We start from the raw sequence: 15,101 nt of genomic DNA, 5'->3' as shown, positions 1-15,101 counted from the left end.
GTCCCGTCCTGTTTGCTGCTACCGTGCCGGCCGCGGCAGTTCGCCGCCGAAATCGTTGAGGCCGCCCTGCGGCCCGAGCGCCTGGACCGGCCGCATCCGTGAGCGCGGCCTGGTCGTCGCAGTCGATGTCGCGACGCGCCGCGAGAACACCTCGCTGAAGCCGAGCGCGATGATCAAGAGGCCGGTCGCCGGCCCGTAATTGAGCACCGTGATGGTGAAGAGGTTGGAGACGAAGATCAGCGACAGCTTGTAGACGTCGGTGACCGCGAAGCTCGCCCGGATCACCATCACCATGAAGGCGACGAACGGCAGCCCGAACATCAGGTAGGTTCCGATGTAGAAATTGTCGACCGGCACCCAGAACGAGGCCAGCGGCGAGAACAGCTTCTGCGGATAATTGAAGCAGCCAGCGCCGCATCCGGTGAAGATGCCGATCGGCATCAGCTGGCTCATATAGACGAACGGCAGCTGCCAGCTGTTGTTGATGCGGTCCAGGATGCTGAACATCGTGGAGTGCGGAACCGGGGTGGTGCCGGCCAGCGCCAGGATCAGGAAGAACGGAACCAGGATCGAGACGAACGACCACAGCGCGATCTTGCGGATCGCCGGGAAGCGCTGCCGCTCGGGCAGCATCCGCACCAGGACAAGCAGCACCAGATAGAGCACCAAAACGATCATGGTGGTTTTGCTGGTGGTCAGCTTGATCGCGTAGATCGCGATACTTCCGAACAGCAGACACCATCCGGTGCTCTTGCGGATCGAGGTCACCGTGAACGACACCAGGATGAAGAATGCCGCCATGGTGTTATCGGCGGCAAAGCCCATCAGGCGCTGGTCGTCGCCGCCGTAGGCCCACCACAGCCGGCCGGCCTCCCGCGTTGCGCCGAACGATTCGTATTTGAAGCCGACCCAAGGCATCACGAAGAATTTGGTCAGCACCACGCCGACGACCGACAGATAGAAGGTGATGGCAATGACCGATAGCAGCTTCTTATAGGTGCCGAGGTTGGAGTCGCAAAACAGGAAGCCGACGAACACCGGAAGCATCATCTTGAACGACGACACCGCCGCCGTGGTTGTGCCGAGCATGATGTAGCCGAGCACCACCGACAGCATGATCTGGATCAGCACCAGCACCGCCAGCACGCTGCGGTTGCGGATGATACAATGCGAGATGAACTGGATCAGGCACAGCATCGCAACGCCGTCGGGCACATACCACAGCACGTCCAGATGCATGATGCTGGTGTAGTAACGCATCACGCCGCCGAACGCGTCGCGGATCAGATAGACCGAGAGCGCGATCGCTTCGAGATTGATGCTGAACGGCTCGGACGGCCGGCGCTGGATTGCGATGTCTGTCACGGGCCTCGCCTCAATTCGACGGCCGCCCCCGAAGGAGCCGGCGGCGTTGCGAACTTGCCGCGGCGGCTGCCGAGCACATCCCTCATATATTTGCCGCCGGGGATTTCGACATAGAGATAGGTGAAGTGCGAGACGATCAGCACCGCGGCGAGCGACGCCACGAGGTTCAGCGTCGCCGGCAACCCGGCGCAGATCGAATCCAGCGCATGGATGATCCGCGGTCCGACGGCGCGGACGAAATATTCCGCGAACAGCACCACCAGCGCGTGCACCATATACACGGAATAGGAGCGGCGCCCGAGCCAGACCAGCGGCCTGGCCACCAGCATGCGCGGCACCAGCACGGCATCGGGGAATGCCAGCAGCGAGCCGAGGAAGATCGCGAAGGTCAGCGGCGCGGCGAAGCTGATCGCCGGATAGGCTTCGACCAGCGACACCACGGCGACGCTTGCGATCATGGCGGCAAGCTGCAGGGCGCCCTGCATGGCCGGACCGATCCGCCGCGGCAGGCGCTCGACCACCCGCACCGTAAGGACGCCGAGGAAGAAGCTGGTGAAGCAGCGCAGAATGCCGAAGTCGGTCTGCAGCCCGAGGCTCTTCTTCTGCAGCACGAACACGATCACGAGCCAGCTTCCGGCCGCCAGCAGCAGCGCGCCGAGATAGAAGTAGCGCAGCGACTTGAAGCGCTGGGCGAACAGCACCACGAGGCCGAACGCCAGATAGGTGTAGAACTCGACGCTGATGCTCCAGCTCGGCGCATTCCAGCTCAGGTAATCGATCGGGCCCATCGAATGCAGCAGGAACAGATTGAGCACGAACGAATAGGCGTTGTTGACCTCGAACGCCGCGGGCACCGCCACCACGACGCCGGCCATCACGAGGCCGATGCGCAGCAGCCGGAACAGCAGGCTTGCGAACAGCATGACGATATGCAGCGGATAAACCCGCGCCAGCCGCCGCACCATGAATTCGCGCAGCGAGAACTGGCCGAATTCCCCCCGCACATAACTCAGCGACATCACGATGCCGCTGAGCACGAAGAACAGGTCGACCAGCAGCCAGGCGCTGCGGAAGAACGACCAGTTGATCCACGCGTTGTGCGGGAACGCCGCCAAGAAGGTCGGCATCAGAATCAGATGATGGATCACCACGGAGATCGCGGCGATGCCCCGGATGCTGTCGAGCGGCAGGACATGAGCCTTTTCTCGATGAACCTGCTGCATCACAACTTCCCGACCGTTTCGCTGGTATTGCCACAATCTTGAATGAATGGCTTCCCTCAAGATCGCAGCGCGGCACGTCAGTGATGCATCGCGGGAAGCGGCAATTTGATGACGCTCCGCCATTTGTTTGGTGATGATGCTTCACGAATTCTCGGAGACGAACGCCGCGTGATCGGAAATTGGACGACACGCTTGAAAAAGCGGCGGCACATTGCCGATCAGGAGAGCAAGATCATCTCGCTTTCCATCGTCGAACTTCGTCTCGGCAGGATTGAGACCGATCGTTTGCATGATTGCGGCAATGCTGCGACAGGAAGACACAGCAGCGCTGTCTGCAGCTGCGAGAACGCAGGTGGCGCGAACGTTGCACACATGTTTGTCGCGATGATCAAATATCTGGCGACAATTGGAATCTATCGAGGCGACATTGCGGACATCGGCACCATTGTCACGATGGCGTCACGTGCCCCCATCGGATTGCCATCGTCGGTTGTACATTGATGATGACGCTCGTCATCGCACTCCTGCGCCGATCGAGGCGGCAGGTTGCTTCTTCCCGCGGCGATGCATTTGCAAGATCGTGCTGCGTGGTCGTGCTGCTCGCGCGACATGCACGAGTCTGTTTACAAGATTTTACGATACGCTTTTGCGCCGCACAAAAAATGACACAGTTACCGTTCAAGGTCGCGATAACCCACCACCAACTTTCGGGAACCTGCATGCACGGTAAGCCGATGATGCGATGCTTGAGATTTGCCGCGGTGGACCGGCGGCTCGCGCTGCTCCTGATCTGCACGGCCCTGTCCGTATTCGCGTTCAGCCCGAGCCGCGCGCAGTGTGTCGACTTCTCCGACCGGGCCAAGAAGATCGACCTCGACACTTTCTCCAAATCGCCCATCGTCCTGCTGGAAAGCATGCACGGCAACAAGGACAAGCTGAAGAGCCAGCTTGCCGCCTATCTCGTCACCAATCCCGACTTGATGGCGCCGGTGCGAACACTGGTCAGCGAAGCAACCGCCGAGGAACGAGAGGCAATCGGCGCGGCGCTTCGCATCGCTGAAATGCGCTGCACGATCAGAAAGCCCAGCGCGGCGCAGAAGATCGCGAGCTTCACGCAGCGAATCGAGGATTCCGCCGTGATCAAGGGATACTACGCCGCCGGCGAGGATCAATCCTCGACCGCCAAACTGCCTGACAACGGCAAGAAGGCTCCCGCCGGAGACGGTCTGCTGTCGGGTCAGTGGAAGACCGAGATCGCCGACCCGTTCAAGCCGATTCCGATCAAGTAGCCGCCACCGAAAGCAGCGAAGCTCACAAATGTATCAGCCGAGAGAGCACTTTCATCCCAATCACCGATTCGCCATCGAGATCGGCGGAGCCGTCCTGAGCGCCGAGCGCGTGCTCGACGTGCTGCGCCGGCAATGGCCCCTGATCGCGTCCGTCCTGGGAGTCGTGATGACGCTGGTCGTCGTCTATCTGGCTGTCGCAAAGCCGATGTATACGGCGAACACCCGCATCCTGATCGACACCCGGCAGGCCCAGGTGCTCGACAAGGACAGCGGCACCGCCACCGCCCTCATCGACACCGGGTTTGTCGACAGCCAGGTCGAGATCATCAACTCCGACGACCTGATCCTGTCGGTGGTCCGCCGCCTGAAGCTGACCGAGGATCCCGAATTCAACGGTTCCAAGCCGGGCTTGATCGGCCTCATCACCGGCAAGGTGATGGCGCTGTTCAGCTCCGGCGATCCGCCGTCGAAAGACCGCATCGAGCACGGGGCGGTCGTCGTCGTGCAGAAGAACCTCAGAACCGAGCGCGTCCTGGCCACCTACGTGCTGTCGCTCAGTTATAAATCGGTCGATCCTGATAAGGCGATGCGGATCGTCAACGCGATCGCGAATGCCTATGTGGTGGGCGCGCTCGAAGCGAAATACGAGTCCACCAAGCGCGCCACCGAGTGGCTCCAGCAGCGCAGCGAGGAATTGCGGCAGCAAGCGACGGCCAGCGACAAGGCGGTGCAGACCTTCAAGGCCCAGAACAACATCGTCGGCACCAGCCGCGGCCTGATGTCCGAGCAGCAGCTCTCGGACCTCAACACCCAGCTGGTCCAGGCCCGCGCGGCGACCGCCGAGGCCAAGGCCCGCCTCGATCGCATCGAGGCCGTCCAGGATAAGGACCTGGTGCAGCCCACCGTCACCGATGCCCTCAGCAACACGGTGATCACCCGGCTGCGCGCCCAATATCTCGACATGGCCGCCCAATATGCCGACTGGTCGAACAAATACGGCAAGACCCACCAGGCCTCGATCAACCTCGCCAACAAGATGGAAGAGCTGAAGAAGGCGATCGCCGACGAGGTTCACCGCATCGCCGACGCCTATCGCAGCGATTACGAGATCGCCAAGAGCCGCGAGGCGTCGCTGGACCAGAACGTCAAGAACCTGGTCACCCAGGCCGACAACACCGGCCAGGCCCAGGTCAAGCTGCGCGACCTCGAAAGCGCGGCCGACACCTACCGGAACCTGTACAACAACTTCCTCGAGAAGCTGCAGAACGCGACGCAGAACCAGAGCTTCCCGATCAGCGAGGCGCGCATCATCTCGACCGCGGTCAAGCCCTACCAGAAGAGCTCGCCGAAGACGATGCTGGCGCTCGCCGGCGGCATCGTGGGCGGGCTCTGTCTCGGCTTCGGCGCGGCCTTCGCCCGCGAGCTGCTCAGCGACGTGATGCGGACCCCGGGCGAGGTCGAGGACGAGATCGGCGTGAAATGCCTCGGCGTGCTGCCGGACATCCGCCGGCCGAGCCTCGGCCAGAAAGCGCGTGCGCTGCTGCCGTCCGACCGGGCGCCGCCGGACAAGGATATGCAGATCGCGGGCGGCGAATTGTCCCGCTACGTCGTCGACCGGCCATTCTCGCGCTTTGCCGAGACCCTGCGCAACATCAAGGTGTCGATCGACGTCGCCCGCCTGACGCGCGAGGTGAAGGTGATCGGCATCGTCTCGTCGCTGCCGAAGGAAGGCAAGACGACGGTGGCCGCCAATTTCGGCCACCTCACCGCGCTGACGGGGCATCGCACGCTGCTGATCGACGGCGACCTTCACACCCGCTCGCTGACCCGCGAGCTCGCCCCCAACGCCAAGACCGGCCTCGTCGAGGCGCTGCAGGACCCGCATTCGTTCGGCTATCAGATCCAGCGCAGCAAGGAGACCGGCCTCGACTTCCTGCCGTCGATCTATCTGACCCGCATGGTCAACTCGGCCGACATCATGGCGTCCAAGGCGATGGCCGACCTGCTGTCGGTGGTGCGGCAGAACTACGAATACATCATCATCGACCTTGCGCCGGTGATGCCGGTCGCCGACTCCAAGGCGATGAGCCATCTCGTCGACGCCATGGTCTATGTGATCGAATGGGGCAAGACCACCCGCAGCGCGCTGCAGGAGTCGGTCTCGGGCTCGGAAGCGATCCAGAAGAAGCTCCTGGGCGCCGTGCTGAACCGCGCCGATCCGAACATGCTGAAGCGCATCGAGGCCTACAAGGGCTCGCACTACAACAGCTACTACGTCGAGGGCGCGTAGGCCCCCGGCTGATGAGCCTCCACTTGGACAGGCCCCCGGGACGTGCGTCGTCCCGGGGTTTATTTTTGCCTGCATGAAAGGCGCAATTCATCCGAACGCCCAGCCCGACTTCTCACCCCGTCCAAATTCCCTCGCCGTCCCGGCTCGCGACGCGATTGCTACAAGCGGCAGCATGCCGGCAATCCCCGCACAAGCGCTCGCGTTTGCCGCGCAAGGCAGCGTAACTCTTAACTCGGAAGCACGATCAGCTTTTAGCCCCTGCCGCCCAGTTCCTTGCACCGCCGGATCGCGGCGTCTTTCGGGCCGAGACTGTTTGGGAGACTGAAGCTGACTGCGCTCCGCCCACTCAGCACGATCCAGCAGCGGCAACTGCCCGCCGGCCGCTGTGCAGGTTGGTGATGACGGCGTGCCGCTTCATCGCCTTCGCGTGCACTGAACCGTCTTGGGCAGCCCGCTCGCAGGCACCCAGGCGATACTCCGCCAAGTCAGGCCACGCGCTGCGCACTGAGGCCCATGCGAAAGCGAGCATCGAAGGCTTCGATGCTCGCTTGATGTTGGAGAAGGACGCCGCGCCGGCGATGCAGGATCAGTACGCTTCCTGATACATCAGCGCGACGGCGGTGCGCATCAAGATCTTGACGTCGAACCAGATGCTCCAGTTGCTGACGTACCAGACGTCGTATTCGACGCGCTTTTCCATCAGGTCGATCGTCGCGGTCTCGCCGCGGAAGCCGTTGACCTGCGCCCATCCGGTCAGGCCGGGCTTCATGTGATGGCGATAGACGTAATTGCTGATGATCTCGTCGTAGTAGTTGTCGTGCGCGAGCGCATGCGGGCGCGGTCCGACCAGCGACATGTCTCCGCGCAACACGTTCCAGAGCTGCGGCAGCTCGTCGATGCTGGTGCGGCGCAGGAAACGGCCGACCCGGGTCACGCGCGCATCGCCCTTTTTCGCCTGCGTGACCGACTCGCCGTTCTCGGCGACGGTCATGCTGCGAAATTTCCAGATCTCGAACGGCTTGCCGTTGAAGCCGCGCCGGAACTGGCGGAAAATCACGCTTCCGGGCGTATCCAGCTTGATCAGGATCGCGGCCGTGATCAGCAGCGGCGCCAGCATGATGATGGCAAACGAGGCGACGCCGATATCGAGGCAGCGCTTCTGGAATCGTTCGAACACCGTGAGCGGCGGCCGCTGGATCTCGATCGCCACCGTTCCGCTGACCGGCACGAACGGCCGCGAGACCAGGTCGGCAATCGGATAATCGGGCAACAGGCGCACCGGCTGCGGGATCACGCGCAGATAAGGTCCGAGCTTCTGCAGCAACGGCAACTCGTCCCAATCGACGGCGAGCAGATACTCATCGACATCGGCGGCCCGGGCCTGGCGGATGACGTCGCGAATCTCGCGCTCCCACACGGCCGCGTCGGCATCGCCGCCCACGACGAAATGACGTACCACGTCGAAGCCGTTCTTGCGCAGGTCCTTGAAGCGGTTCGAGGTGAAGTCGAGCGGCTTGAAGCTGAGCAGCATCACCTTGCGGTCGACCAGCCGTCCGCGCGCGAAGCTGAGGCCGAGGGCAAACTGCCACGCGAAGCGAACCCCGACCAATCCGACGCCGCCGATCGCGGTGAAGAACAGGATGGTGCCGCGCGACAGGCTCGCCGTCGACTTCAGGAGAAAGGCTTCAACAGCCAGGATGGTCAGCGATAGCAGCCAGATGACGACAGCCTTGCGAAGCTGCCAGCCAAGGTGCAGCAGGCGATGGTTGTCATAGACGCCCTGGAAGTAGGCGATCGCGACGAACACCGTGCCGACGATCAGCGCGGCTCCGTCCGAGGAATCCTGATCGAAGGTGGTTGTCGCCACGGCGCGATAGGCCTCGGACGCGGCGGCGTAGCTGAGCAGGATCAGGAGAAAGTCGGCGACGATGACAAAGAGCTGGATGGGTCTTTGTAGTGCGGCGCCGCGTACAGAAGATACCGAATGCGCGCTGGAAGAACCGTATGCTGCAACAGCCATTCGAAGCCTCTGCGAGTCACATTCCTTGAATTGCGCGACCTTGAACAATTCAAAGACGATTTGATTGACGACGATTTGCAGTTTTCGCGCGGGAGAATGTTAGCTGATCGCAGCGAGATTGTGGCGCCGCACCCAAATAGCCAACATCAATTTCTGCAACGCAACGTTACGTCGGCGTTCGCATTTCTCGCGACGATGTGTGCACGCCTCGCATCGTGAACGTGCCGGTCATAATTTGGCAAAACAATGCACAAGTTGCGTTCACCGATGTGGCGATGAAACTTCCACGCAAGCGCGCAGCGACGGCATATCTTGCCCGTTGACATTCACAATCGCCAACGAATTCGCCGCTTCGTCAGCACGGCGCTTGCGGACCCCATGCATGTCAGTGTGGCCTTGTTGCACGGGCCGTCGACTGCCCAATATTGCAGCCGCGATGTGCCCGCTGAAACGGCGCTAGAACGCGCGGTAGCATTCTGCATGTTTGCAACCTGCGTCGGGTCTCGCGGCTGAATATTGCATGACTGCCATGACCACAATTGCACGCGCGCCCGCATCGGGAACTGCGGCGCAATGACGTTCGGTGCGCAGTCTCAAACCGAGTCGGACTGTCGGCAGTGGCGGCGGCACGCGAATATGTGCGCGGTTCCCGCTCTCTCGACGCCCAGTTCCAGGAGAACTCTGACGAATTCTCGCCAGCTCCCCGCCCGCCTCGCAAGCCGGTTTCAACTCCCGCGTGTCGGACAGTTAGGCTCGCGTTGCGACCCGGCAGGCGTGCAGCGGGGCACGGCACGCAGGCGCTGCATGACGACATCCATCGCACACGTTTCTCGTCGGCACGCGGAACGCTCCAGCTTGTCCAGAGGTTAATCTAAGCCCTTCTGCTCTCGGTAAAGTTTGGCCGAGCCACTTAAACGAATCTTAGTTCGCGCCGATTACGAACTGAGGCAAATTTGTGGAGTGTTGCGTGTGACAATATTGGCTTTGGGCACCCTGCTGGTCGGCATGGTCTTGGGAGTTCGATTTCGCTTTATCGTTCTTTTCCCCATCCTGATTGTCGGCTCGCTGGTACTGGCAACGATATCCCTGATGGCAGACGAAGCCGCCGGGCGGACGCTGCTCTCGATCATCGCGCTCGCGGTGCCGATGCAGCTCGGTTACGTGCTGACGAGCCTGTTCGCCGCCTTCATCTTTCAGGATAGGGGCCGGAAGGAACGGGATGCGGAGACCGGCGCGGACAACTCCCGGTGGCAGCGCGTCGCCGCCCCACGTAATTCGACCTGAACGACCAGCGCGCTCGAGCGAGCCGGTTCAAGGCGCAGTCGCTATCAACCGCCGTTCTGCGAGGAACTCTTTCCGGAATCCTTGCCGAACAGCCGCTTGAGCGCCGAAAGCGCCTCGAGCAGCGGCGGCACCAGGACGAAAAACGTTCCCATTGCGACCGAAACAATGATGTGGCGGAGCGAAGGCTGTTCTTCCGCCTCATAGGCGTAGCTGCCCTTGTCGATCGGCGCAGGTGCGAGCGTGCCGTCCGACGGGTTTCCACCCGACTTTCGCGGGCGCAGCGGCGGCATCACGATGAGCACAAACAAGACGTTGAGCAGCAGCCAGATCGCCAGAAGGATCAGAATGGTGCGCACGGCGGCGGCCCTGAAAGTTGATAAAACAACAGGGTCAGTTTAACCGCACCGTCACAAAAAGCGATACCCCCTCCGACTACGGGTGCAGGAAATTGAAGCCAGGCCCGAGGTCGCGGCCCGCTTGCAGCGCCCTGAGCCCAAACCCGGAACTCAAGCCTGCTCCCTGCATTTCCTGGACCAAGTCAGCCCGAATCTGACGGCGGCCCAGAAACCGGCCGCCGGCGAGATACTCCTTTGGCCTAACGAGCCCTTGCTCGGACCAGCGTGTCCGCCGCCTCAATAGGCACGGCGCAGCACCGGCCCCTCGTTCGCGACCGGCGCGCAAACGCGGTCCCAGTACCAGCCATACGGCGTCTCGACCCGCACGCGGGGGCAGCGGCGCTGCGGCACGAAGCGGTAGGGATAGGGCTGCGCCCAGAAGGTCACGGGCGTGAGCTGGCTTCCGCCGGTCGGTGCCGCCGTCGCCGGCACCGGCATCGCCGCCTTCGCGCCCGCTGCTGCCGACAGTGAGACAGCGACGGCCAATAGCCCCGCGCGTCCAAATGTCCTCAACATCCCTAATGCTCCCTTGCGCCCAACGGCACCTTCATTCGCGGTTCGGCCCAATGCTATGGCGCCAGCTTAACATTGTTGCGGAAGATCAGCGCGTCATTCGCGAGGTTCACCGCGTCGCTGCCGGTCGCCATGACCACCCGCAGATAGGTCAGGAACTTCTGGATCTCGTAGTTGCGCGAGTTCGAGACATAGAGGATGTCCTGGTTCTTCATCATGACCTTGGTGGCCAGGAAGAAGCCGCCCGGATCGCGCAAGTTCACCGCGAAGATCACCGGAATCGTCTCGGTCGTGTATTTGCTGACGTCGATGCCGAGCTGGCTGGCGACATCGCGCGGCTCGCGGCGATAGAGGAAGATCGCGCCCGGATCGGCCTGCTGGTCGAGCAGACCGCCGGCCTTGCCGACCGCCTCGCTCAGATTGATGCGCCAGGCGTCGAAGTTGAACTCGCCGCTCGCGCCGCTGGCACCGAACGCCATGAACTTCTGCTGCTCGCGGTAGACGTAGATGCTGTCGTCAGGCCGCACATAGATGTTGTTCTCTGGCGCCATCACGAGATTCTCGAACGGCACGGTCGCGCGCTTGCCGCCGCGCTCCAGCATGACCCAGCTCTCGAAGCCCTGACCCTTGATGCCGCCGGCGCGCGTGATCGCGTCAAGCACCCTGTCCTTGGCGCCGGCGAAGCTCGCCGGATAACGCGTCGGCGAATTGACCTCGCCAAGCACGCTGATCAGCTGCGTGCGCTGTGACGACATTGCGACCACGGCCTGCGGTTCGATGGCGCGGTTCTTGATCTTGTCGGTGATCGCACGCTGGATCTGGACCGCCGTCCGTCCCGCCGCCTTGATCTGGCCGGCATACGGCACCGAGATGTTGCCGTCATTGTCGACGGTCTGGTCAGGAATGGTGACAAAGTTGCCGGGGCGAACGCCGGCTTCCGCCGGAATGAACAGGCCGCCCGCGGCCGCTTCGAAGATCGTGACACTGACGACGTCGCCGACGCCGAACACGATGTTGGCCGGCGGCCGCGCGTCGGTGAATACGCCCGCGAGCCCCTTGGGCTCATGCGTATGCAGAATGTTCACGGTCGCTGCGTTGATCGGGATCAACTCGTATTGCGGCCCGTTCCCGGTCTGCTTGCTCAGCACGTCATCGGTGAGCGGACCGGAGCCTGGATTGGTGGAACATCCACCCAGAGCCAACGCGGCGAGCAACAACGCCGACTTTACAACTTCCTTGCTTGCAAAGTGACGCATGCAGCAAACCCTACGCTAACCCAGTGCGCAACTCGTACGGACTCGCGGAGACTGCGACAAGACATCCGCTCCGCTTGGGGACATGGAACACGGCTTAAAGTGCGCCGGTGTTGCGCTGACGCAACGACAATACCTTTGCGAGCAACCTATTCTGACTATTCGATGGCGCGTTGATGGCGAATGTGCGCGGCTCATCTGCGCGCATCGTTGCGCTATGCTTTCAAGGCAGTGCGATCATCATGCGGACCGTGATCAGCATCATCGCAATGCTGCCGAAATTGTCTTCCAGCTGTCGTGATTGCAGCATTGACTGGTGAATTCGGCAGCAGGTTGCTTGCGCGATCAGCACCACGTTTCGTTGAATGACTGACAACCACGAGTTCCAATGCAGCTTGCGCTCGTCGGCGCAATTGAGGCATACGTCTTGGATTCCCTCACCTGCCAAGCGGCCACTGATCGAATCTGAATGGGGCTCACCAAGCGCTCTCATCACGTCAAACCCCGCCTTCCCGACGGTGTCCGGATTTACGCCATTGGAGATGTCCATGGCCGCGCCGATCTGCTTCAGTCCCTCCTGACCGTGATCGATGCCGATCTGCGCCGCTCGCGGCCGCGGCGCGCCATCCACGTCTTCCTGGGTGACTATGTCGATCGCGGCCCGGATTCGCGCGCGGTGCTGGAGCTCTTGATCCACCGGATGTGGACGCATGAGACGGTCTGCCTCAAGGGCAACCATGAGGTCTTCATGCTCGACGTCCTCAAGGATCCGGCAAAGCTCAACGACTGGGGCAAATATGGTGGCTTGCTGACGATGGCATCCTATGGCGTGACGCCGACGCTGACGCCGACCGCCGAGGAACAGGTCGAATTGACCGAAAAGCTGAAAGACTCCGTGCCGGAGGAGCACCTGACCTTCATGGAGAACCTGCCGTCGTCATTCACATGCGGCGACTTCTTCTTTGTCCACGCGGGCGTGCGTCCCGGCGTTCCGCTCGACCAGCAACGCGAGCAGGATCTGCTCTGGATCAGGGATGAATTCCTGGAGTCGAACGAACGGTTCGGCAAATACATCGTGCATGGCCATACGCCGGTCAAGGCACCGGATATCCGGCCGAACCGCATCAACATCGACACCGGTGCCTACGCGACGGGCAATCTGACCTTGCTGACCATCCAGGGCGCCAGCATGCTGGCGATCTAAAGCGCGATGAGGTTTGTTGAATCGTCATCGCGCTTGAGCTCTTTATTTGAGCATGATCTCCGCGCAAACGCTTCGCGTTTGTCGCGAGGGAAAACCGCTTCGCACTTTTCCGGATCATGCTTTCGCGCCCGACGCGTTCCCTGTTTGCACAAGTGCGAGCAACGCTCGCGTCCCGCGAAGCAAGACCATCTCACTCGTCTTGAGAACGGGTGTCAGTACCGCCGGGCCGGACTGCCGCTGCCGCGGGTTCTATTTCCATGATAGGGCGTGGCGCGAAAGGGCCGCGATGGCGAGGGATCGAACCGCTGCGGCACGTTCCGTGTCGCGTTGGGGCGCGCCGGTTGCGACGGGTTCGAAGTCACTGCGGGGCGGTTCGGAGTCGAGGGATCGTTGACGCCTTGCGCGTGTGCACCCGATGCACTCAACAAGACAAACACGATCAAGGCCAGCCGTCTCGTCATAGGTCATACGTCTCCGCGACGGAGAACGTCCCGAAGGCCTGCCGGTTCCCGGCGAAATTTTTTCCTGATGTCGCACCGGTGCGCAGCAGGCTACTTCTTTTCGTCGCCTGGAGCAGGATCGCCATCCATCTTGCCGTCCCTGGCGACACATTGTGCAAAGAACTCGCGCTGCGCCTTGGCGTTTCCCTTGGCGCTCCCGGCGGCGGGATTTCCGACCTGGCGCGGCGGAAACGCCTTCGCGACCTGCGCATTGCATGCGCGCGCGACCTCGGCCGTCACGGCATGCGCCGCCGTGCCCGCGGAACACCAAAGCAGAGCGGCCATCGCACAGCTCAACCCGAATTTTGCCATCATCACGGCTCTCCCACTTCTCACCGTCGGACATCACTATACCCCACCGACGTCGTGCCAAGGACATATGCGATTGGCAAATTCGAAACGACAGCTCTCACAGGGATCTCTCAGGTGGATATGCGCATGACCAAACAACGAATTGTTGCCGCGACGATTGCTCTGCTGCTGCTGGCGCCGGTCGGTGCGCAGGCCCAGGGCACATCGCCTGTCACGCGCAGCGGCGCGACGGCGGGCAGCGGGTCAGGCACCACCTCGGCGGGGCGTGCGACGCCGGCGACATCGGGAACATCGACGGGCACCAGCCGGAGCCGCGAAGGTGCGATGGGCATGACGCCCCAGCTGCAGCGCGAGGTCGGGATCAAGAAGCAGCGCTAGAGCGATGGTCCGGAAATGTGCGAAGCGGTTTTCCGAAAGATCATCGCGCTCTAAACTTTGTGATAGTCGCGGTACCACGCGACGAACTTCGCGATGCCGTCCTCGATCCGGGTCTGCGGCCTGAAGCCGATCTCGCGCGCGAGGTCGGTGACGTCAGCGAACGTTTCGAGCACGTCGCCGGGCTGCATGGGCAGCAACGTCTTCTCGGCCTTCCGGCCGAGTCCCTGCTCGAGCAGCTCGACCACGTGCATCAGCTCTTCCGGCTTGTTGTTGCCGACATTGTAGATGCGCCACGGCGCCCTGCTCGAGCCGGGATCCGGATGGTCGCCGGACCAGGCGGGATCGCCCTGCGGCACATGGCCGATCAGCCGGACGATCGCCTCGACCACGTCGTCGACATAGGTGAAGTCGCGCCGCATGTTGCCGTTGTTGAACAGGCTGATCGGTTGGCCCTTGCTGATGGCATCGGCGAACAGATACAGCGCCATGTCCGGCCGGTACCACGGCCCGTACACCGTGAAGAGGCGGACCCCGGTGGCCGGCAGCCGGTAGAGATGGCTGTAGGAATGCGCCAGCAGCTCGTTGGCCTTCTTGGTCGCCGCGTAGAGGCTGACCGGATGATCGACGTTGTCGTGCACCGAGAACGGCATCTTGGTGTTGGCGCCGTAGACCGACGACGAAGACGCGAACAATAGGTGCTTGCACGCGGTGTGCCGGCAGCCTTCGAGCACGTTGAGGAAGCCTTCCAGGTTGGAATCGGCGTAGGCGCGCGGATTGTGCAGCGAGTAGCGCACGCCGGCCTGCGCGGCGAGGTGGACCACGATCTCAAAGCAGTGGCGCTCGAACAGTTGCTCCATCCCGGCCCGGTCGGCGAGGTCGACCTTTTGGAAGTTGAAGGCAGGATTCCGCGTCAGGCGGTCGAGCCGCGCGCGCTTGAGCGCCGGGTCATAATAGTCATTGAGGTTGTCGATGCCGACGACGGCCTGTCCTACCCGCAGCAGATGCTCGGCCAGGTGATAGCCGATGAAGCCGGCACATCCTGTGACCAGCAGATTGCCCTGTATCGCCATACACG

At 62.3% G+C, this 15,101-nt stretch carries 15 protein-coding genes; 6 read left to right on the top strand and 9 right to left on the bottom strand.

The features are described 5' to 3' along the window. Nucleotides 1-18: 18 nt before the first annotated feature. Both J6500_RS27095 and J6500_RS27090 read right to left on the bottom strand, forming a co-directional pair. The gene (locus J6500_RS27095) at nt 19-1,365 is read right to left on the bottom strand and encodes a hypothetical protein (RefSeq protein WP_225715758.1); all 1,347 of its coding nucleotides are present in this window, start codon (nt 1,363-1,365) and stop codon (nt 19-21) included. Continuing rightward, nucleotides 1,362-2,588 carry an acyltransferase family protein gene (locus tag J6500_RS27090; RefSeq protein ID WP_225715757.1) on the bottom strand — a complete coding sequence of 409 codons (1,227 nt, stop codon included), beginning with the start codon at nt 2,586-2,588 and terminating at the stop codon, nt 1,362-1,364. The genes J6500_RS27095 and J6500_RS27090 overlap by 4 nt, the downstream gene beginning before the upstream one ends. Nucleotides 2,589-2,696: 108 nt before the next feature. On the opposite strand from J6500_RS27090, the gene J6500_RS27085 reads away from it, so the two are divergent. Genes J6500_RS27085 through J6500_RS27075 form a run of 3 tightly spaced genes read left to right on the top strand, consistent with a single transcriptional unit; the run spans nt 2,697 to nt 6,167 of the window. Beyond that, nucleotides 2,697-3,089, top strand: coding sequence for a hypothetical protein (locus tag J6500_RS27085; RefSeq protein ID WP_225715756.1), 393 nt, complete (start codon nt 2,697-2,699; stop codon nt 3,087-3,089). Continuing rightward, a complete protein-coding gene (locus J6500_RS27080) occupies nt 3,089-3,877 on the top strand; it encodes a hypothetical protein (protein ID WP_225715755.1) in 789 nt (262 codons plus the stop codon). Before J6500_RS27085 ends, J6500_RS27080 begins: the two co-directional genes overlap by 1 nt. Before the next feature lie 28 nt (nt 3,878-3,905). After that, complete coding sequence (locus tag J6500_RS27075) at nt 3,906-6,167, top strand: GNVR domain-containing protein (RefSeq protein ID WP_225715754.1); 2,262 nt, start codon at nt 3,906-3,908, stop codon at nt 6,165-6,167. A gap of 586 nt (nt 6,168-6,753) precedes the next feature. Here the strand turns inward: J6500_RS27075 and J6500_RS27070 are convergent. Continuing rightward, the gene (locus J6500_RS27070; protein WP_225715753.1) at nt 6,754-8,187 is read right to left on the bottom strand and encodes an undecaprenyl-phosphate glucose phosphotransferase; all 1,434 of its coding nucleotides are present in this window, start codon (nt 8,185-8,187) and stop codon (nt 6,754-6,756) included. 969 nt (nt 8,188-9,156) lie between these two features. Between J6500_RS27070 and J6500_RS27065 the strand changes: the two genes are divergently transcribed. After that, entirely contained in the window at nt 9,157-9,471 is a 315-nt protein-coding gene (locus tag J6500_RS27065) for a hypothetical protein (protein ID WP_225715752.1), read from the top strand. 44 nt (nt 9,472-9,515) lie between these two features. On the opposite strand, the gene J6500_RS27060 is transcribed toward J6500_RS27065, so the two are convergent. The 4 genes from J6500_RS27060 to J6500_RS27045 form a co-directional block, all read right to left on the bottom strand. Next, entirely contained in the window at nt 9,516-9,827 is a 312-nt protein-coding gene (locus J6500_RS27060; RefSeq protein ID WP_225715751.1) for a hypothetical protein, read from the bottom strand. A gap of 276 nt (nt 9,828-10,103) precedes the next feature. After that, nucleotides 10,104-10,382, bottom strand: coding sequence for a hypothetical protein (locus tag J6500_RS27055; protein ID WP_225715750.1), 279 nt, complete (start codon nt 10,380-10,382; stop codon nt 10,104-10,106). A gap of 53 nt (nt 10,383-10,435) precedes the next feature. Continuing rightward, nucleotides 10,436-11,635, bottom strand: a complete 1,200-nt coding sequence (locus J6500_RS27050) for a polysaccharide biosynthesis/export family protein (protein ID WP_225715749.1) — start codon at nt 11,633-11,635, stop codon at nt 10,436-10,438. Nucleotides 11,636-11,855: 220 nt separating this feature from the next. Then, complete coding sequence (locus J6500_RS27045) at nt 11,856-12,008, bottom strand: hypothetical protein (protein WP_225715748.1); 153 nt, start codon at nt 12,006-12,008, stop codon at nt 11,856-11,858. A gap of 93 nt (nt 12,009-12,101) precedes the next feature. Here J6500_RS27045 and J6500_RS27040 point away from each other — a divergent pair, with 93 nt between their 5' ends. Further along, nucleotides 12,102-12,836: a metallophosphoesterase family protein gene (locus J6500_RS27040; RefSeq protein ID WP_225715747.1), complete on the top strand. Its 735-nt coding sequence runs from the start codon at nt 12,102-12,104 to the stop codon at nt 12,834-12,836. A 551-nt stretch (nt 12,837-13,387) separates the two neighbouring features. On the opposite strand, the gene J6500_RS27035 is transcribed toward J6500_RS27040, so the two are convergent. Next, a complete protein-coding gene (locus J6500_RS27035) occupies nt 13,388-13,621 on the bottom strand; it encodes a hypothetical protein (protein WP_225715746.1) in 234 nt (77 codons plus the stop codon). A 153-nt stretch (nt 13,622-13,774) separates the two neighbouring features. Here J6500_RS27035 and J6500_RS27030 point away from each other — a divergent pair, with 153 nt between their 5' ends. After that, entirely contained in the window at nt 13,775-14,026 is a 252-nt protein-coding gene (locus J6500_RS27030) for a hypothetical protein (RefSeq protein ID WP_225715745.1), read from the top strand. A gap of 50 nt (nt 14,027-14,076) precedes the next feature. Here the strand turns inward: J6500_RS27030 and J6500_RS27025 are convergent, their stop codons facing one another. Then, complete coding sequence (locus J6500_RS27025; RefSeq protein WP_249781681.1) at nt 14,077-15,096, bottom strand: NAD-dependent epimerase; 1,020 nt, start codon at nt 15,094-15,096, stop codon at nt 14,077-14,079. Nucleotides 15,097-15,101: the final 5 nt, after the last annotated feature.

This window comes from Bradyrhizobium semiaridum (genome assembly GCF_020329505.1).
GTDB classification, from domain to species: Bacteria; Pseudomonadota; Alphaproteobacteria; order Rhizobiales; family Xanthobacteraceae; genus Bradyrhizobium; species Bradyrhizobium semiaridum.
The sequence above is the reverse complement of the archived record's forward strand: the minus strand, read 5'-3'. Positions and strand labels throughout refer to the sequence as shown.

Bases quoted from the DNA above. Each gene is read 5' to 3' on its own strand.
- J6500_RS27090 (WP_225715757.1), bottom strand. From the start codon at position 2,588: ATGCAGCAGGTTCATCGAGAAAAGGCTCATGTCCTGCCGCTCGACAGC.
- J6500_RS27085 (WP_225715756.1), top strand. From the start codon at position 2,697: ATGACGCTCCGCCATTTGTTTGGTGATGATGCTTCACGAATTCTCGGA.
- J6500_RS27080 (WP_225715755.1), top strand. From the start codon at position 3,089: ATGATGACGCTCGTCATCGCACTCCTGCGCCGATCGAGGCGGCAGGTT.
- J6500_RS27075 (WP_225715754.1), top strand. From the start codon at position 3,906: ATGTATCAGCCGAGAGAGCACTTTCATCCCAATCACCGATTCGCCATC.
- J6500_RS27070 (WP_225715753.1), bottom strand. From the start codon at position 8,187: ATGGCTGTTGCAGCATACGGTTCTTCCAGCGCGCATTCGGTATCTTCT.
- J6500_RS27055 (WP_225715750.1), bottom strand. From the start codon at position 10,382: ATGTTGAGGACATTTGGACGCGCGGGGCTATTGGCCGTCGCTGTCTCA.
- J6500_RS27050 (WP_225715749.1), bottom strand. From the start codon at position 11,635: ATGCGTCACTTTGCAAGCAAGGAAGTTGTAAAGTCGGCGTTGTTGCTC.
- J6500_RS27040 (WP_225715747.1), top strand. From the start codon at position 12,102: ATGGGGCTCACCAAGCGCTCTCATCACGTCAAACCCCGCCTTCCCGAC.
- J6500_RS27035 (WP_225715746.1), bottom strand. From the start codon at position 13,621: ATGGCCGCTCTGCTTTGGTGTTCCGCGGGCACGGCGGCGCATGCCGTG.
- J6500_RS27030 (WP_225715745.1), top strand. From the start codon at position 13,775: ATGACCAAACAACGAATTGTTGCCGCGACGATTGCTCTGCTGCTGCTG.
- J6500_RS27025 (WP_249781681.1), bottom strand. From the start codon at position 15,096: ATGGCGATACAGGGCAATCTGCTGGTCACAGGATGTGCCGGCTTCATC.